The organism is Methylobacillus rhizosphaerae, from assembly GCF_900187985.1.
Classification (GTDB): domain Bacteria; phylum Pseudomonadota; class Gammaproteobacteria; order Burkholderiales; family Methylophilaceae; genus Methylobacillus; species Methylobacillus rhizosphaerae.
Window position 1 is genome coordinate 95,925 of record NZ_FZOA01000008.1, and the last position, 18,367, is coordinate 114,291.

The 18,367-nt window shown below is 52.9% G+C and carries 21 protein-coding genes; 11 read left to right on the top strand and 10 right to left on the bottom strand.

The genetic code is table 11. From position 1 onward, the window contains the following. Nucleotides 1–2: 2 nt before the first annotated feature. On the top strand, nt 3–458 hold the full coding sequence (locus CHB59_RS10090) for a protein YgfX (protein ID WP_089376119.1): 456 nt from the start codon (nt 3–5) through the stop codon (nt 456–458). Nucleotides 459–492: 34 nt separating this feature from the next. Here CHB59_RS10090 and CHB59_RS10095 read toward each other — a convergent pair whose 3' ends face one another. From CHB59_RS10095 to CHB59_RS10130, 8 genes are all read right to left on the bottom strand, one after another. Beyond that, on the bottom strand, nt 493–867 hold the full coding sequence (locus CHB59_RS10095; RefSeq protein WP_089376120.1) for a hypothetical protein: 375 nt from the start codon (nt 865–867) through the stop codon (nt 493–495). A 256-nt stretch (nt 868–1,123) separates the two neighbouring features. Beyond that, a complete protein-coding gene (locus tag CHB59_RS10100; protein ID WP_281252030.1) occupies nt 1,124–1,495 on the bottom strand; it encodes a DUF5412 family protein in 372 nt (123 codons plus the stop codon). A gap of 541 nt (nt 1,496–2,036) precedes the next feature. Further along, a complete protein-coding gene (locus CHB59_RS10105; protein WP_089376122.1) occupies nt 2,037–3,014 on the bottom strand; it encodes a vWA domain-containing protein in 978 nt (325 codons plus the stop codon). 8 nt (nt 3,015–3,022) lie between these two features. Next, nucleotides 3,023–3,559, bottom strand: coding sequence for a hypothetical protein (locus CHB59_RS10110; RefSeq protein WP_089376123.1), 537 nt, complete (start codon nt 3,557–3,559; stop codon nt 3,023–3,025). Further along, nucleotides 3,550–4,530 carry a vWA domain-containing protein gene (locus CHB59_RS10115; RefSeq protein ID WP_089376124.1) on the bottom strand — a complete coding sequence of 327 codons (981 nt, stop codon included), beginning with the start codon at nt 4,528–4,530 and terminating at the stop codon, nt 3,550–3,552. The genes CHB59_RS10110 and CHB59_RS10115 overlap by 10 nt, the downstream gene beginning before the upstream one ends. Then, nucleotides 4,531–5,481, bottom strand: a complete 951-nt coding sequence (locus tag CHB59_RS10120; protein ID WP_245835113.1) for a hypothetical protein — start codon at nt 5,479–5,481, stop codon at nt 4,531–4,533. 2 nt (nt 5,482–5,483) lie between these two features. Continuing rightward, nucleotides 5,484–6,344, bottom strand: coding sequence for a DUF58 domain-containing protein (locus CHB59_RS10125; protein ID WP_179212133.1), 861 nt, complete (start codon nt 6,342–6,344; stop codon nt 5,484–5,486). 4 nt (nt 6,345–6,348) lie between these two features. After that, on the bottom strand, nt 6,349–7,365 hold the full coding sequence (locus CHB59_RS10130; RefSeq protein WP_089376126.1) for an AAA family ATPase: 1,017 nt from the start codon (nt 7,363–7,365) through the stop codon (nt 6,349–6,351). 248 nt (nt 7,366–7,613) lie between these two features. On the opposite strand from CHB59_RS10130, the gene fabA reads away from it, so the two are divergent. The 3 genes from fabA (at nt 7,614) to CHB59_RS10145 (ending at nt 10,896) form a co-directional block, all read left to right on the top strand. Further along, nucleotides 7,614–8,129 carry a 3-hydroxyacyl-[acyl-carrier-protein] dehydratase FabA gene (fabA, locus tag CHB59_RS10135; RefSeq protein WP_089376127.1) on the top strand — a complete coding sequence of 172 codons (516 nt, stop codon included), beginning with the start codon at nt 7,614–7,616 and terminating at the stop codon, nt 8,127–8,129. 61 nt (nt 8,130–8,190) lie between these two features. Further along, complete coding sequence (gene fabB / locus CHB59_RS10140) at nt 8,191–9,414, top strand: beta-ketoacyl-ACP synthase I (RefSeq protein ID WP_089376128.1); 1,224 nt, start codon at nt 8,191–8,193, stop codon at nt 9,412–9,414. 51 nt (nt 9,415–9,465) lie between these two features. Beyond that, nucleotides 9,466–10,896 carry an aminotransferase-like domain-containing protein gene (locus CHB59_RS10145; RefSeq protein ID WP_342743078.1) on the top strand — a complete coding sequence of 477 codons (1,431 nt, stop codon included), beginning with the start codon at nt 9,466–9,468 and terminating at the stop codon, nt 10,894–10,896. Nucleotides 10,897–10,900: 4 nt separating this feature from the next. On the opposite strand, the gene CHB59_RS10150 is transcribed toward CHB59_RS10145, so the two are convergent. Both CHB59_RS10150 and serB read right to left on the bottom strand, forming a co-directional pair. After that, a complete protein-coding gene (locus tag CHB59_RS10150; protein WP_089376129.1) occupies nt 10,901–11,458 on the bottom strand; it encodes a peptidylprolyl isomerase in 558 nt (185 codons plus the stop codon). 10 nt (nt 11,459–11,468) lie between these two features. Next, nucleotides 11,469–12,344 (bottom strand): phosphoserine phosphatase SerB, encoded by an 876-nt coding sequence (gene serB / locus CHB59_RS10155; RefSeq protein WP_089376130.1) that lies wholly within the window; start codon nt 12,342–12,344, stop codon nt 11,469–11,471. Nucleotides 12,345–12,525: 181 nt separating this feature from the next. Between serB and sucC the strand changes: the two genes are divergently transcribed. The 7 genes from sucC to CHB59_RS10190 are packed head-to-tail and all read left to right on the top strand — an operon-like array spanning nt 12,526 to nt 18,356. Continuing rightward, on the top strand, nt 12,526–13,689 hold the full coding sequence (gene sucC / locus CHB59_RS10160) for an ADP-forming succinate--CoA ligase subunit beta (RefSeq protein WP_089376131.1): 1,164 nt from the start codon (nt 12,526–12,528) through the stop codon (nt 13,687–13,689). A 3-nt stretch (nt 13,690–13,692) separates the two neighbouring features. Continuing rightward, the gene (sucD, locus tag CHB59_RS10165; RefSeq protein WP_089376132.1) at nt 13,693–14,571 is read left to right on the top strand and encodes a succinate--CoA ligase subunit alpha; all 879 of its coding nucleotides are present in this window, start codon (nt 13,693–13,695) and stop codon (nt 14,569–14,571) included. 41 nt (nt 14,572–14,612) lie between these two features. After that, nucleotides 14,613–15,566: an ankyrin repeat domain-containing protein gene (locus CHB59_RS10170; protein ID WP_089376133.1), complete on the top strand. Its 954-nt coding sequence runs from the start codon at nt 14,613–14,615 to the stop codon at nt 15,564–15,566. A gap of 44 nt (nt 15,567–15,610) precedes the next feature. Then, a complete protein-coding gene (locus CHB59_RS10175; RefSeq protein ID WP_089376134.1) occupies nt 15,611–17,221 on the top strand; it encodes an NAD+ synthase in 1,611 nt (536 codons plus the stop codon). A 33-nt stretch (nt 17,222–17,254) separates the two neighbouring features. Next, nucleotides 17,255–17,593, top strand: a complete 339-nt coding sequence (locus CHB59_RS10180; RefSeq protein ID WP_089376135.1) for a P-II family nitrogen regulator — start codon at nt 17,255–17,257, stop codon at nt 17,591–17,593. 21 nt (nt 17,594–17,614) lie between these two features. After that, on the top strand, nt 17,615–17,959 hold the full coding sequence (locus CHB59_RS10185) for a DMT family protein (protein ID WP_089376136.1): 345 nt from the start codon (nt 17,615–17,617) through the stop codon (nt 17,957–17,959). A gap of 16 nt (nt 17,960–17,975) precedes the next feature. Continuing rightward, nucleotides 17,976–18,356: a VOC family protein gene (locus CHB59_RS10190; RefSeq protein ID WP_089376137.1), complete on the top strand. Its 381-nt coding sequence runs from the start codon at nt 17,976–17,978 to the stop codon at nt 18,354–18,356. Nucleotides 18,357–18,367 lie beyond the last annotated feature (11 nt).

Here is an 18,367-nt window from a genome sequence, read left to right on the forward strand (position 1 = left end):
GAATGAACGAGATGCAAAAAACCAGCCGTCATTATACAGTGAAGCCAGTTATCCTGATTCTGAGTGTTTCACATTGGTTGGCGGCACTGTTTGTCTGCATGGGGTTGATGGCGGGCCTGGCCGTGGTGATATTGCCCTGGAACTGGTGGGTCAAGGTCTTGTTACTGTGCGTGATCATGATGGCGACTGCCTACCATTTATGGCGGGATGTCTGGCACCGACACCCTCACTCGCCCGTGATACTGGAATTGAATCATGTGGGAGAACTTTGGCTGACGCTGCGCAATGGTACGCGTCAACAGGCCAGCGTACATGGCAGTAGCCTGGTCACAGCCAATTTCACCGTGCTCAACCTGCAGCTGGATAAACGTGTGCCTTGCCTGATTCTGCCGGATGCAGTGGACGCACAGGCATTCAGGCGTTTACGTATTTGGTTGCGCTGGGGAAAGCACACATAAAAAGACCAGGCTTGGCAGGAGCTTGCAAGCACGACTATCTTAAACTGGAGCAACGACGATCCCAATAGGAGCCGAACTGATCCTTTTTGAAATCCTCGACCTCGGACGCTGCATCACCTGGCTCTATCCATACCAACTCGAAACGCTCGGTGCCCTTGTCGAAAACCTTGATGAAGCGCGTCCATTCCGGCTCGTCTGATTTGTTCATCTCGCCACAGAGGTTCAGGCTATCGTCGAACTCCGTCACAATCAGTCCGCGAAACTGGAAATGGTCACGGCTGGATTGCTCTTTCAGAATACCCTGCCTGGCATCCTCCTCGAATACTTGCTTGTCAGCGTAGGGGCTGGCAGATGCCACAGAGGCAAATACCAATAGCCATGTCGACAAAGCCATTGCAAACCACTTCATACTATTTCCTGACCAATGCACAGAAGCTGGATTGTAATGCATTGAAGAGATGAGCTACAGGTGGATCAGTCTGTAGTACACAAACTCGCTAAGTCTCAGAGAGAAGACACTCATGAAAATAATTGAATTACCAGCCACTGCAGCACGATCAATAGTGCAATAAGCAAAAAAGTAAAGACGAGCAATTGAATAAAGACGCGTATGCCTTGTGATTCTTCGTGCTGAAAAGATGGCATGTATAACAGTTGCTTACCTATTATTCTGCAGTCTTATACATGATCCGTACACCTGATGACTGTGGCTCAGCCATGGAAATCCGTGCATTTGGATGATGTATCACTACCAGGCTTTCAGGGTCAAGCCATTGGATACTGACAGAGGGCCCTCCGCCAATACCTGATGGTGCCGCGCCATGATTTGTATCAGCAACAAAGATGTTGCCGGATTCATTGCCCAGTTGGTGCTGCGACGGCATTAACGAGAGCTGTGTGCTGAAACCTGTGGTAGCGCCGCAGTCGCGCTGGAAGACAACGACTTTATATTTTCCATCAGGTGACCATACTTCGGTGAGCAGGTTATTTCCGCACGTAGAGTCCAGCATATACCATGCGAGCACGGAACAAGCCACAGCAGCGACAAGAAAATACTGGAGGAGTTTGAACAATTTGTGTACTGGATAGCGGTTAAATTAAGCAGAATCCTGAAATGTTTCGCTATGGATAAAATTTACTTCAGGATACCCGACTGAACTAACTCATGATGATGACCATTGATTTTCATCGCTAATTCATGCCCTAGGTATCAGAATAACTAGAGTGAGCAGGATCAACCAAAGATAGGCAGCTCATGATTTACCGCCCAGGTCTTTAACTTCAGAGGGGTTCCCGGCAAGAATTTCTTGTTCCATTTTTATTACTTTCTTGTTGTTGGCTGAGGGGTATGGACAATATCAAGGAGTCTGAATCGTATTGGATGCTGGAGCGCTAAGTCAATAAGCTGCTTAATGGCTCAATCTCATCATGCTGCATATGATGATCCACTGCCTGAATTCTGAAGAAAGGATTAGGAAGCACTCAGTCGTGTATGGGCAGTCCAAAGGTAAGCTTGGCTGCAGAATTTCTGGTATCGGGTGAAACCAAATACCTGGTCTAATAGCAGGTAGGGGATAGCTAGTGAATCATTTTGCGATGCAGTATCCGCTTGAGCAGTTTTTTCAGCCGTTGCGGCGTATAGGAGGCAAGCAGTAGGCCGCCTGCGATCAGGGCCAGTATCCAGTCTATGTCCATGGGGGCAAAGTCGCGGCGGCTGGGTTTCATGTGGTTCATGGCAGATTTGACGGCTTCGGGATTATCGCCGTTGACGTAGTTGGCACTGATTTCTTCGCTGAGTTTGATCAGGTACTCTTCATCCATGATGGACAGGTAGCGGTCATTTTCCGTGGTGGCGGTTCCCTTGTCCCGCGTGCCCAGGTTCTGCTGTGAAATCTGAGCGATACCAGGTTGCAGCACAAAATTTTCTGCTGACCAATAGCCCAGCAGTTTGTTGTTTTCATCAAACTTGGGAATCGGCTGGGGTTGTTTGCTGCCTATGCCGACCAGCAGCCACTCGCTGCCAGTCTGGAGATTGGCAAGGTTGAGTGTATTGAATGCGTGCAGGTGGGGCGCTTCTTCACCATCAGTGAAAAATATGGCTTGGGTTGGCTCTGGCATGGTGCGCAGCAAGCGGCTCAGGGAGTCCATGCCTTCGCGCAGGCGGCTGTTGCCTGCCCAGGCCTGACGCCATTCGACATGGGCAATGGTGTCCTGGATGGCAGCATAGTTCTCGCAGACTTCAATCGGGGTATATAAGGTTGCGACACTGAGACCAGCGAAAAAGGCCAGGCTGACCCGGCTGCCACAGGGCATGCTGGCAACCAGGTCATGTGCCAGGTGCTTGGTGTATTCCAGACGCGAGATATCTTCTCCGCGCCAGATCATGCCCTTGGTGTTCATGCTCTGGCTGATGTCGATGACCAGCATGGTGCTGTAAATATTGCGGGGCACTGGAATGGTGGGCTTGAATGCGGCAATACCAAGTAAAAGCAGGGCAATGGCCGGAAGCAGCACATCACGATGCAGGTAGGGTTTGAGTCTGGACAGGAAAGGCATGATGTACTTTATGGCAAGCCGACCGGGATGTTGCCCATGATGAGGCCTGGGGAATCTGACTCCCCTGAACCTGGAGTGGGTGTTGATGGCAGCATGCTCAGGACACGATCGAGGTTGTGCCGGGCATCCCAGAAATGGTAGTCCAGGCGCAGGGATTGTTCATAAGCTGTTCGGGCCTGGGTCAGGAGGTATTCCGTCTCGTCGCGTACTGTCATGTCGCGGCCATTGATTTCCAGGCCCCGCAGGAAAAAGATATTGCCGGTGTTGTATTGCACTGCAGATTTCTGGGCGTTATTGCCTTTGTCCTGCAATTGCCCAAAAAGCTGGGTGGCCTCCTGATAGCGTCCATTCCTGGCCTGCCAATATGCCACGGCAAATTTGGCTTCATAGCTGTCCTGTCGCGTTGATGGGCTCTTGCCAGTGGCAATGGCCTGGTTGAATGCATGAATGCCCTGTATCTGGTAAGCCTGCCATGCTGCTATCCCTGCAGCAGCAAGTGCCAGCAGACTGAATGCCCAGGTAAGTTTCTTGGCGCTTAATGCCATGTTCTGACCTCGATGAATTTTGCCAATAATAGTAATGACAACAGCAATGCCGCTATCGTGTAGCAATAAGGTGAAAAATCACGGCCCGGAATTTCCTCATGATAACGGATGGGCTTTTTTTCCTTGCGGTTGATATCTTCCATGGCCATTGCCAGGGATTGCGGATCCGAAGCTTCATACGCTTGGTAGCCGGTATGCAGCGTCTTGAAAAAATCATTGAGTTCCAGTGCCGGGGGCAGCGGCTTGTCTTCAGGAGGAACGTAGGTAGTATCAAAGATACTGGTGGCACCTGGCTGGCGCAATACAATCCAGTATAGCGTGACATTCATACGGTCCAGCCAGTCCCGGATTTTCTGCTGTGTATTCGCTCCCATGCGCCCGCCGCCATCAGACAGCAGGATGATGGCACGTGAGCCGGAATCCGGTGTCTTGTCGAACTGTGCGAGACCGGTGGTCAGGCCGCTGCCGATATTGGTCTGGAACAGGGCGGCTCCGCCTGCAGCGCGGATGGCGGCGAGGATGGCTTCCCGGTTTTCCGTCAGTGGTAATGCATGCATTGCGGAGTTGCTGAATGTCACCATGCCGAACATGTCATTGCTGCGCTCCTGTACAAAGCGGGTGATCAGGCGCTCCGCGGCTGCTGCTTTTGATTCGCCGGCAATGCCGCTGGATTCTGCACCTTCGAAAGCTTCATCCATGCTGGCACTGCGGTCGATGACCAATACCAGTTGTGCCCCCTGGCCTATGCGCTCTATATATTGTGCATCCGTGGCCGGGCCAGATGCACCCAGCAGCATCATGAGTAATGCCAGCGCTGCGAGTATTTTCAGCAAAATGCCCAGCAGGTCTGACCAGCGGTCACGCGGCAACAGGCCCAGCCATGAATAGCTGCGGCTATGCTGGCGATCCAGCAGCAGGGGAACAAGGCTGAGCGGCAACAATATGAGTAGCCAGGCGTGGGCGAAATTCACTTACTTCATTCCTCGCTCGATATCGCGGCAGCGGCGGCTGAACTGCTTCAGCCATGCATGCGGGTCAGCAGGAATATTCTGCGCCGAACTGTCGAAAAACACACAGCGTGACAACAGGAAAAACCGTGACAGTTCATCAGCAAGCGGCGTGAATGCGGGCTTGACCTGCATGATCTCGTCTGCAGAGAACACACTTCGGCCACAGCTTTTCTTGAATGCTTCATGCAGATTGCTGATCGCGGTTTTCAGGCCGGTATCGTCACGGGTTAATTTCCTGATAGCGCGATAGTTTCTGGCAAATGGACCGCCCATGCGCGGCAACCAGGCATGGGTGCCCAGTATGTATAACAGTCCCAGCAGGCTCAGGCCAAGAATGGCCAGCGCCGTGTTCATGATGATACGGGGGCGCTGATCGCTGATTAGTAGCGGACCGCGCAGAGGACTCATGTCCTTGCTGATATTGACTGAGCCGTAGACCGCGAGCGGGGAGATGCGGAAATTCCAGCTGGGAACGCGAACCTGGAATAACTTGCCATTGCCGGAAAACTTGATGAATTCAGGCGGTAATGCCGCCGGCTTGGCAACAATGCTGGATGTGAATACCTGGTAGCTCAGGTCCAGTGTATAGATATTCTGGCCGTTCTCGTGGGATTCACTGATCTTGCTGGCATATAACTCAATGCCTTGCTCTTTGTTGCGGTAGCGTTTCTGGTTACCGGGAATCGGTAGGGACGTAGGCAATATCCGGTACTGATCCGCGACCTTGAGCGTGATGGTGCGCGAGAGAATCTCTCCCACGTGGTAGCCCACTTCACGCGCCGGATTGCTGACAGTGATGTCGACCGGCGGGTTCTTTTCGGGCGGGGATACGTTATTTGCGCCCCATGCGGATGGAGATACCAGCCCGATGACCAGTAGCAGGAGGAAATGCAATGTGGGATGGGTCATCATGTTCATGCCGTGACAAACTGGTAGAAGTATTCGGTCAAGGCATCTGCATCAAAACCTTGTTCGATAAAAAACGGGGGCAGGTCATAGCGCATGAATAGTGCGTCAAGCGCGGCATGGCGTTCTGCAAATGCAGACTGGATACGGGAATGGGTGGCTTTTCGCAACAGCAGAGTACGTTTCTCGCCAGTTTCGCTATCCGTGACATGCGTTAGTCCAAACTTGGGAATGGCCTTATATTCAGCTGCATCCCATAACACGATGGGGACAACGTGATGGCGTTGTAAAGCAGCCAGGGCCTCTTCCACGATTTCCAGTGGCATATGGAAATCCGAGATGAGTAATACCAGCGAGCGTTCTCGTGGCAGGTGATTGACCAGCTTGAGGATGCCCATACTGCCGATATGCGGAGGACGATAATGCTGCAATTTTTCTGCCAGCATATAAGCCGGCTGTACCCTGTTGCTGGCAGGAGTCAGCCATTCATCAAGGATGTTGTCATCAAAACCGATGAAGCCGAACGGGTCATTGACGCGCGAGGCTGACTGCGCCGCGGATGCTGTGATCTCGGCTGCAGTCCTGAGTTTATTCAGGTGGCCGGAGAACCCCATGGAACCGGACAAATCACATGCAATGAACACCGGCACTGAGCTGCGTTGATTATAGATACGCACATAGACCTGTTCCATTGGGTCGCGCAGGCTGAGGCGCAAATCGATACGGCGCGGATCTGGGTAGGCTATCAGGGGCGCATGGCCGACAAAGTCCATACCCAGGCCGCGTTGCGCACTGGCATGGCGGCCTGGATGCCGGCCTCGCGAGCGCCAGCTGATCTGATAGGAAAACTCCCTGGCAAGTTCATGCATGATATCAGGCGACACTCACTACATGGACGATCTGATCCAGCAGTTCGCGTGCAAGTGCAGTACGCCGCATTTCATAGATGGGGTTGAATACCAGCCGGTGCGCAATGGTTTCCTGGAATACCGCGTGGATATCCTCCGGCAGGACTGCTTCGCGTCCGTTGAGCCATGCGTTGACACGGGCTGCACGCATCATCATGGCGATACCACGCGGACTGGCTCCTGCAATTACCAGGCGCCTAATATCAACGCCTTCGATCTGGATGCCAAACTGGGCGGGATCGCGGGTCGCCAGCCAGAGGTCCAGCGCGTATTTGCGCAGGGCGGGGGTAGCCTGGACACTGTTTTGTATCAAGGCTGCAATCTGGTTGAGTTCATCGAATTGTAGAATGCCCGGTGATACCTGATCCACCAGGCTATCAACATCATGGTAGCGTGTATCAAAAATCAATGACTCCATGATGTCGGCACTGGAAGGCACCACAATCGGGATTTCCATCATGAAGCGGTCACGTGCTGCGGATGGAATCTCGAATGTTTCTTCTTTCTCTACCTGGTTACGGTCGGCGAAGACCAGCATGTGCGGGAAAGTATGCTCGCGGTTGAAGGCGGATAATGTGCGCTCTGCCATGACTCGCAACAACAGCGAGTGCACTTGCGGGCGAGCGCGATTGATTTCATTGAAGAAAAATACTGCCAGGTCGGTACCATGCGACAGCAGTGGGCCGGGACTGACATGCGGACGGCCATCGTCCCCCAGATAAGTATGATAGACCAAGTCATTCGGCATCAGGTCTATCGTGCCTTCTATGCGCTGATAGCCTCCGCCAATGCCTCGCGTGACAGCACGTAACAGTGTAGTCTTGCCTACACCTACATCTCCTTCCAGCAGTACGTGCCCCCGTGCGAAGATGGCAGTGGTAATCAGACGGACTGCGTTGTCCTGGCCGACAACAACTTGATTGACTTCGTTTTCCAGCTGTAATGCATGCGTACGCCAGTCTTCGAGTAGACGATCACTCATGTGGTGGATTCCAGTATCAGGTCAATGGTGAGATTAAGGAAAATTTCCCGTATGGTATTGGTTTTAATTCATAGTGTAAACAGATCGGTATAGTTGCTTCAACAAAGGCAGGTTAATGCTTCATGCGGCATTCCGCCAGGGAAAGGGAGGGAATAAGTTGATATTTATTAATACTTTTAGCGCATAGGGCTTTTGTTAAATGGCATTTCAGGCGAAAATAACGCGATTGATAAGTACAGAATAATTAAATGCAAAAACAGAATAGTTTTACCTTTGAAGAATTGCTTTCCTGTGGTCGTGGTGAAATGTTTGGTGCAGGCAATGCGCAATTGCCCTTGCCGCCGATGCTGATGTTCGACCGGATCATTTCTATCACGGAGGAAGGTGGCCGGTATGGGCATGGAGAAATTGTGGCTGAACTGGATGTAAAACCGGATCTCTGGTTTTTCAATTGCCATTTTGAGGGAGACCCCGTAATGCCAGGCTGTCTGGGCCTGGATGCCATGTGGCAACTGGTCGGTTTCTATCTTGGTTGGATGGGAGGCCAGGGGCGGGGGCGTGCACTGGGTGCCGGCGAAGTTAAATTCACGGGTCAGGTACTACCTAGTGGTAAACTGATTACTTACCGCATCGATCTGAAGCGAGTAATCATGCGTAAACTGGTGATGGGTATTGCAGATGCCCGTATGGAAATTGATGGGCGTGAAATCTATGCCGCCAACGATTTGCGGGTTGGCCTGTTTACGCGTACGGATAATTTCTAGCAGGAATACGCTGCCAGCAGACAACAGCTGGTATTGATGAATTAATGTGGGAGAACACGCAATGCGTCGTGTCGTCGTCACCGGAATGGGCATTGTGTCCAGTCTTGGTAACAACAAATCTGAAGTTCTGGATAGTTTGAAAACAGGCCGTTCCGGCATACGCTTGCAACAAGAGTATGTGGAGCAGGGACTGCGTTCACATGTGGCCGGATCCATTGAAAACCTTGACCTGGAAGCCTTGATTGATCGCAAGTTGCTGCGGTTCATGGGCAAGGGGCATGCTTATGCCTGGCTGGCCATGCAGGAAGCCATTGCAGATGCCGCATTGCCACCTGAACTGGTCTCTAATGTGCGTACCGGTCTGATCGTGGGTCAGGGAGGGGCTTCACATGAGAATATTCTCTCAGGTGTGGATACCCTGCGCGCCAAGGGTGTGCGCCGCGTTGGCCCTTACATGGTGACCAAGGCCATGGCCAGTGGCGTTTCAGCCTGTCTTGCCACTGGTGCGCAGATCAAGGGTATCAATTACGGCATCAGTTCTGCCTGTGCCACCAGTGCGCATTGCATTGGCGCAGCTGTAGAGCAGATCCAGCTCGGCAAGCAGGATATTGTGTTTGCTGGGGGTGGTGAAGAGGAACACTGGACCTTGTCCTTCATGTTCGATGCCATGGGAGCATTGTCAAGCAAGTACAACGATACTCCTGAAAAAGCTTCGCGCACTTACGACGTGGATCGCGACGGTTTCGTGATTTCCGGCGGTGGTGGCATCCTGGTGGTGGAAGAGTACGAACATGCCAAGGCGCGCGGTGCGAAGATTTATGCCGAGATCGTTGGTTATGGTGCAACTTCCGATGGCTATGACATGGTGGCTCCAAGCGGCGAGGGCGCAGAGCGTTGCATGCGGCTGGCTTTGCAGGATGTCGAAGGGCCTGTTGATTACATCAATACGCATGGCACCAGTACGCCAGTGGGCGATGTGAAAGAGCTGGAGGCAATCCGTGCCGTATTTGGCGGTACTGACGTTGCCATCGCTTCTACCAAGTCATTGTCAGGGCATGCGTTGGGTGCGGCAGGTGTCAATGAGGCGATTTATACGCTGTTGATGATGGAGCATAACTTCATTGCTGCCTCGGCCAATATCGACAATCTCGATCCGGCAGCCGAAGGTCTGAACATTGTGCGCAAGCGCATCGATAATGCCAACATCCAGACCGCTGTTTCCAACAGTTTTGGTTTCGGTGGCACCAATGCCACCCTGACGTTCTCGCGCAGGCAGCTTGCGTGATGATCTGATGAACGGGGCCATGTGCCCCGTTGTCGTTTCTGGAAATACATCATGGCAGCCGGTATGAAACGCTATGAAAAACTAGTGCATGATATTGCCACTGCCATTCGCTCCGGGGTGCTTGCCCCGGGCGAAAAGCTTCCTTCTGTACGTCAGGCCTGCCTCAATCACAAGCTGAGCCCTGCTACTGTGTTCAGGGCGTATTACGAACTGGAAAACCTCGGCCTGATCCGTGCCCAGCCCAAATCGGGTTATTACGTCAGTAGTCATGCCATCAAGCAGCTGTCAGCCGGGAATATACCGCCACCCGGGCAGGAAAGTACCACGGTTACTATTTCTGACCTGGTGTTTTCCATTCTGGGGTCGATCAAGGATCAGGATACGGTGCCCCTGGGCTCAGCTTTCCCCTGGCCGGCTTTGTTCCCGTTGCAGCGCCTGTCGCGCTCCTTGGCACATGCCACACGCGATATGGGGCCAGCTGCCATTGTTGAATCTCTGCCTCCTGGTAATCATGATCTGCGCCGGCAGATTGCCAGGCGTTATCTGATGCAAGGGATAGAGGCAGATGTCGATAGTATCGTGATTACCAATGGCGCATTCGAAGCGTTGAACCTGTGCCTGGAGGCAGTCACCCGGCCTGGCGACCTGGTCGCCATTGAGTCGCCCGCATTTTATGGATGTTTACAGGCACTGGAGCGGCTGCAACTCCAGGCGGTAGAAATTCCGGTTGATCCTGTGCACGGAATGGACCTGGACTATCTGCAGAGTATGTTAGAGAAACGCCCGATACGTGCCTGTTGGAGCATGACCAGCTTCCAGAATCCCATGGGGGTTTCCATGTCGGCGGAGCGTAAACAGGCGTTGGTCGAATTGTTGACGCACCACCAGGTGCCGTTGATCGAGGATGATGTATACGGCGAGCTTTACTTTGGCATGCAGGAGCACCAGCCTGCCAAGGCTTATGACAAGGGAGGTTATGTCATGCATTGCAGTTCGTTCTCGAAGACGCTGGCTCCCGGCTACCGCATTGGCTGGACATTGCTGCCACCACGCTACAAACGTGAAGTGGAGCGGCTCAAGGTGATCACATCATTGTCGACCAGCACGATCTCGCAGGCGGCTATTGCAGATTTCCTCAAGCATGGCGGTTATGACCGCCACTTACGTAAATTGAGATCATGTTTTGAGTTGCAGCAGCACCAGTACCTGCACCTGGTAGCCCGGAATTTTCCTGTGGAAACGCAGGTGACCCGGCCAAGTGGCGGCTATTTTCTCTGGGTGGCATTGCCGGAGAGAGTGGATGCGTTGCTCCTGTTTCAGCAGGCATTGGCAGAAGGTGTCAGTATTGCGCCCGGGCCGATTTTCTCTGCCCGCCATGAATGCCGTCATTCTATCCGCATCAATTACAGCAAACCGGTTGATGCCAGCGTGGAACAGGCATTTGTCACGCTGGGCCGGTTGATGGCTGTCATGCAGCCCTGAGGGCTTATTCCTTGATGGTCACTGCCTCAATCGTGATGTTCTGATAGGGCACATCGCCACCATCGGTCGGCATCAGGGAAATGCGTTGCACAACGTCCATGCCCTGGATCACCCGGCCAAATACCGTATAGCCCCAGCCAGTTTCCGAGCGCTCACTGAAATTGAGAGGCGTGTTGTTGGCAACATTGATAAAGAATTGGTCAGATGCGGAATGCGGGTCACCCGTGCGTGCCATGGCAATCGTACCGGTGGCGTTGGTGAGGCCGTTGTCGGCTTCATTTCTGATCGGTTCGTGTGTAGGCTTGGGTTCCAGGTTGCTGTCGAGTCCGCCTCCCTGGATCATGAATCCGGCAATGACACGATGGAAAATAGTGCCTGCGTAATGCCCTTCCTTGGCATAACGAACGAAGTTGGCGACAGTGTTGGGCGCCTTTTCGCTATTGAGGTCTACGACAATCAATCCCTGGTTGGTCTGAATTTCGGCAAGCGGCTGGGCTATGGCAGAAGAGGCGCCTAGTAGTACGATTAACAGGGCAGGCAAGCGTAACAATCTGGACAACATGAGCAGTTCCTTAATGGCAAGTTGAGGATGAGTGTGCGGATAATGGTGTGAACAAGTACACCAGTCCTTCAAGGTCGACATGGTTGAGGGCATAGCTGGCCTGCTGCTGGACGACTGGCTTTGCATGGTAGGCAACCCCGCATCCAGCAGCCGCCATCATCTTCAGGTCATTGGCACCATCGCCAATCGCGACCACCTGGTCCTGGCTGAGGCCCAGCTCCTGGCGATAGCGCTCCAGGTAATCAGCTTTGGCTTGTGCATCCACGATATCGCCAAGCACGCGTCCGGTAAGTTTGCCGTCTACAATTTCCAGTGTATTGGCTTTGGCAACATCCAGGCCCAGCATCGCCTTGACCCGGTCAGCAAAGAAGTCAAATCCGCCTGAAACCAGCATGGTCTTGATGTTATGCTGCTTGCATGCAGCAATCCAGGCTTCGGCCCCCGGTGTCAGTCGCAGGCGCTCCTCAATGACACGCTGCAATGCGGATGCATCCAGCCCTTGCAACAAGGCAACCCGGCGGCGCAGGCTCTCGGCAAATTCAATTTCGCCACGCATCGCGCTTTCCGTAATGGCAGCCACTTGCGGTTTCAAACCCTGCATGTCGGCAATTTCATCAATGCACTCAATGGTGATCAGGGTGGAGTCCATATCCATGACTGCCAATCCCAAGTGCCTGAGTGTGTGATTGTCATCCACCAGGCTGATGTCAATTTGCTGCTCCAGACAGAAGGCCAGCAACTCACGGGGAATTTCCTGTTGATTGGGCAGAGTGTAGGCATGCTCCCCAATCTGGATGAATTGCTGGTGATGGTTGGCACTGGTGAGCTGGTGGATATGACCTAACTGTTGGAAGCTGATAGTTGAACCCTGGATGACGAGGCGCATATGCAAATATTGTCGGACTGAGAAAATTGGCGTTAATTATACATGCACGGATTGATTGCCGGGCTTGATCCTTGTCTGGGCAAAAATTATCCATCGGCCTTACTGTTCTCCGGTTGCCAAGCTGGCGCAATAAGGGGATTTGCGCGAAAATACGCCATTAGCTTATTACAAAAGTAAAAACATGAATCTGCACGAGTATCAGGCCAAAGCCCTGTTGCAGCGTTACGGTGTTACTGTGCCGCGCAGCCAGGTGGCGGAAACGGCACAGGCAGCGGTAGAAGCTGCAAGAGCCCTGGAAGGAGATGCCTGGGTAGTCAAGGCCCAAGTGCACGCTGGCGGACGCGGCAAGGCCGGCGGTGTCAAGCTGGTGCGCAATCTGGATGAAGTCCAGGATGTGGCTGTCAGTTTGCTGGGCAAACGCCTGGTGACTTATCAGAATGCACCGGACGGGCAGCCTGTGGAGAAAGTGCTGGTCGAGGAAACCCTGCCGATTGCACGGGAATTGTATGTATCCATGCTGGTCGATCGCTCACTGGAGCGTGTAGTGCTGGTGGCTTCTGCTGCTGGTGGCATGGAAATCGAGGAAATTGCCAAGGTCAGCCCGGAGAAAATACTGCAGGAAGTTTGTGATCCCTTGAATGGTTTGGTGGATTACCAGGCACGCAATATTGCATTCGCACTCGGCCTGGCTGGCGATCAGATTGCGGCATTCACGCGCCTGACCAAGGGCTTGTATCGCCTGTTCAAGGAAAACGACCTGGCCTTACTGGAAATCAATCCATTAATCGTGACAGCAGAGGGTGCCTTGGTGGCGCTGGATTGCAAGATGAGCGTGGATGACAATGCACTATATCGCCGTCGTGAACTGGCCGAACAGCGTGATTGGAGCCAGGATGATGCCAAGGAGGCCGAAGCACACAATGCCGGCCTCAATTACATTGCACTGAACGGAAACATCGGCTGTATGGTGAACGGTGCTGGCCTGGCTATGGCTACCATGGACCTGATCAAGCTGCATGGTGGTGCACCGGCCAACTTCCTCGATGTTGGTGGCGGCGCAACAGCAACGACTGTGGCACGTGCATTCAAGATCATTCTTGCCGATCCCAATGTCAAGGCTATCCTGGTGAATATCTTTGGCGGCATCATGCGCTGTGACATTATCGCCGAGGGCATTATTACAGCAGTGAAGGAAGTGGGAATCCAGATTCCTGTTGTCGTGCGCCTGGAAGGTACCAATGTTGAACTTGGACGCAAGATGCTGAGTGAGAGCGGATTATCGATTATTTCTGCTGCCGGGCTGACTGATGCCGCCCAGCAGGCAGTTGCAGCAGTAAAGGCGTAAATAATGGCAATACTGGTTAACAAGAATACCAAAGTGCTGTGCCAGGGGTTCACGGGCAAGCAGGGCACATTCCATTCTGAACAGGCATTGGCCTATGGCACCAAGATGGTCGGGGGCGTGACGCCTGGCAAGGGTGGTCAGCGACATCTTGAACTGCCGGTCTTCAATACAATGCGTGCCGCGGTGGCAGACACGGGAGCCAATGCTTCCGTGATCTACGTACCTCCTGCATTTGCAGCAGACTCCATCCTGGAGGCATGTGATGCGGGTATTGAACTGATCGTCTGTATTACCGAGGGCATTCCGGTGCTGGACATGCTGAATGTGAAAGCGGCACTCAAGGCGAACGGTACCCGCTTGGTCGGGCCAAACTGCCCGGGCGTCATCACGCCGGATGAGTGCAAGATCGGCATCATGCCCGGCAGTATCCATCTGCGCGGCAAGGTCGGCATCGTGTCGCGTTCCGGCACCCTGACGTATGAAGCTGTGCATCAGACAACAGCACTTGGCCTGGGTCAGTCAACTTGTGTCGGAATAGGTGGTGACCCGATTCGTGGCATGAATTTCATTGATTGCCTGGAGTTGTTCCAGGCTGATCCCGAAACAGAGGCCATTATCATGGTGGGTGAGATTGGTGGTAGCGACGAAGAAGCGGCCGCAGAATACATCAAGCAATATGTCACCAAGCCAGTTGCTGGTTATATTGCTGGCCAGACTGCGCCTGCAGGTAAGCGCATGGGCCATGCCGGCGCCATCATTTCTGGCGGCAGTGGTAAGGCGGAAGACAAGATCAGTGCGCTGGAGCGGGCAGGGGTTGTGGTGGCAAGCTCACCTGCTGGACTCGGTGAGGCTATGCTGGCAGCGATTAAGGCCAAGCAGTAAGCCATTTCATTCCGGTTGAAATATCAATTCATGGAAATATTATGTTGCGTCATTTAACTGCGGTATTGCTCTGTGGCACATTGCTGGGTCTTGCTGGTATGCCGGCCCATGCTGAGGATCAGGTGTCTTATCTGCTGACTGTGTCATCCAAGGGCGACCTGGCTACTGTCAAATCCTTGCTTGATAGTGGAGTAAATCCCAATACCAAGGATGCGGATGGTATTACCGCCCTGATGTATGCAACTCGCAAAGACAAGGCAGATGTTGCGCTTGCCTTGCTGCAGAAGGGAGCTGATGTCAACGCCAAGGACGCAGGTGGCTGGACGGCCCTGATGCTGGCTGCCAAGAAGAATTTTGTGGCTACTGCCAAAGTACTGCTTGACCATGGGGCAGATGCCAAGGTCCGGGATGAGTCTGGCTGGAGCGCACTGGGAATGGCGGCAACCTCGGGTTATCACGAGATGGTGGCGTTGCTGGTGCAGCACGGTATCGACCCGAGCAGCAAAAGTGATGATGGCAGGAGTATTCTCATGTACGCCGCCCGGAACGGCGATATCGAAACAATCAAGACTTTGCTGGCACAGGGAGCAGATATTGCTGCGCGTGACCGCTTCGGCTTGACGGCCCTGATTTATGCCGCACGGGAAGGTAATGTCGATGCTGTTACCTTGTTGCTGGGCAGTGGTGCCAAGATTGATGATCAGGACAAGACCAAATGGACGGCGCTGTCCTGGGCCGTGAAGAAATCCCAGACTGAGGTTGCCAGGGCGTTGATCGAAAAAGGCGCTGATGTGAACCATCGTGATTCTGAAGGCACGCCTATCCTGCAATATGCAGTCAGCGATGGCAATGTGGATATGGTGAAGCTGCTACTTGCCAGCGGTGCCGATGTCAAGGTTCGTGACCAATATGGGTTGACTGCACTGGTCTATGCCTTGAAGGGTAAAAAGCCCGAGATTGTGCAATTGATCAAGGATGCCGGTGGCAGTTATTAAGCCCCTCTTGTTTTCATTATTTCCTTTATCAATACTGGCGTGACATGAAAATCGCGATTGCACAAATTAATGCAACAGCTGGTGATCTGAAGGGTAATTGCGCCAGGATACTGGATTGTGCCCAGCGTGCTGTCGCTGAAGGGGCCTCTTTGTTGCTGAGTCCAGAGCTTGTCTTGTCTGGATATTCACCAGAGGACTTGCTGCTGCGCAGCGATTTTCACCAGGCGTGCGAACATGCCCTGCAGGAGCTGGCACTGGCATTGCCACTACAGCTGACCGTCATTGTCGGGCACCCCCACAGGCATCTGGGAATTTGCTATAACGCAGCATCGGTATTGCAGGATGGCAGGATTTGCCATACATACCACAAGGAGTTGCTGCCTAATCATAGTGTCTTTGATGAAATGCGTTATTTTGGCGAAGGTCATGAAGCACTGGTATTTGAGCACCAGGGGCACAAGATCGGTATCGTTATCTGCGCTGATATCTGGGGGCCGGAGCCGGCGCGTCGTGCGCGCGCTGCCGGGGCAGAATTACTGCTGGTACTGAATGCATCGCCATACCACCTCAACAAGCAGGAAGAGCGTTACGAGGTCGTACAGGATCGTATCAAGGAAACCGGGTTGCCTGTGATCTATGCCAACCTGGTTGGCGGGCAGGATGAACTGGTGTTTGATGGTGCATCTTTCGTCATGAATGACGAAGGGGCACTGGTTCAGCAGCTGCCTTGTTTCGAGGAAGCGCTTGGCATGGTTACGTTCAGTAATGGCGTGCCAGAGTTTGGTGACATCGTGGCAGTGCCTGAGATTGAAGCCACTGTGTATCAGGCTTTGAGCCTGGGGTTGCGCGATTATGTACTGAAGAATAATTTCCCGGGCGTCCTGCTGGGGTTGTCAGGTGGTATTGACTCAGCGCTGACGCTTGCCATTGCCGTGGATGCATTAGGCGCAGAGCGGGTACAGGCAGTGATGATGCCATCTGAGTTTACTGCATCCATCAGCCTTGAAGACGCGCGCGCCATGGCAAATGGCCTGCATGTACGATATAGCGAGATGGCGATTGCGCCATTGTTTGAGGAATTCTGCGCGACATTGGCGCCTGAATTCCAGGGCAGGGCGTTTGATACTACGGAAGAAAACCTGCAAGCCAGGATTCGTGGTACTTTGCTGATGGCATTGTCCAATAAGTTCGGCAGCATTCTGCTGACCACTGGTAACAAGAGCGAAACCGCAGTTGGCTATTCAACCTTGTACGGAGATATGGCGGGCGGATTTGCCTTGCTCAAGGATGTATCGAAGACGCTGGTGTATCAACTGGCCAATTACCGTAATACTATCAGTGAGGTGATTCCACAGCGCATCATTACGCGACCGCCTTCCGCCGAGCTGAGGCATGAACAGACCGATCAGGACAGCCTGCCGGATTACGCTGTGCTGGATGCCATTATGGAAGCGTATGTGGAACATGATTACAGTCATGCAGAAATCATCGAGCTTGGCTATGATGAGCTGGATGTGATGCGTGTGACCACCCTGATCGACAGGAATGAGTATAAGAGACGCCAGGCACCAGTTGGGGTAAGGGTTACCTCGCGTGGTTTTGGCAAGGACAGGCGCTATCCATTGACGAACAAATTCGTGCGCAATGTTGAATAATGCAGCAGGTTAATGATAGGAGAGGATTGAATTATGAAAAAAATTGAAGCAGTCATCAAACCGTTTAAGCTGGATGAAGTACGCGAGGCGTTGTCTGAAATTGGCGCAAATGGCCTGACGGTGACAGAAGTGAAAGGTTTTGGCCGCCAGAAAGGGCATACCGAGCTTTATCGCGGTGCGGAATATGTGGTGGACTTCCTGCCCAAGATCAAGGTCGAGCTGGTGGTGACTGATGATATTGTCGACTCTGCTGTCGAATCTATCATCAAGGCTGCGCGTACTGGAAAAATCGGGGATGGCAAGATTTTTGTGACTCCTGTGGAACAGATCATTCGTATCCGCACTGGTGAAACAGACGAAGCAGCCATCTAATTCGGCCCGGGAACATGCTGCATGCCAGTGTTGTTGAAGACAATATTGTTGCTGGGTTTGTCCAATGTCTTCATGACATTTGCCTGGTATGCACATCTGAAAAACCTCAATGACAAACCTTGGTATATTGCGGCGTTCCTGAGCTGGGGAGTGGCACTGGCCGAGTATATGTTCCAGGTGCCGGCCAACCGGATTGGTTATACGGCGCTATCCCTGGCGCAGCTCAAGATATTGCAGGAAGTGATTTCACTGGTGGTGTTTCTGCCATTTGCCGTATTTTATATGCAGCAACCCGTGAAGCTGGATTTTCTCTGGGCAGGATTGTGTCTTGTCGGGGCAGTCTATTTCATGTTCCGTGCAGCTTAATTGATTGGAGATTAATGTGGTCAAAATTAACCGTATGTTGCATACCGGCATCATCGTGGCAGATATCAAGCGCTCGCGGGATTTTTATGAAGGCCTGCTTGGATTGGTGCCGAGTGATAAGCGGCCTCCGCTGAGTTTTGAAGGCGTCTGGTATGACATTGGCATCAACCAGCTGCATCTCATGGTCGTCCCTGATCCCTATGCGGATGCGGTGCTCCCTGCCCACGGCGGGCGCGATTATCATGTGGCCTTTTCCGTGGATGATGTCATGGAAATCAAGGCTGCATTTGATGGCGCAGGTGTGGAATACACCATGAGCATGTCAGGGCGGGCAGCCTTGTTCTGCCGGGACCCGGATGGTAATGCGCTGGAATTTTCTGCGGTCAAGATGGATTGATGGTAGTAACC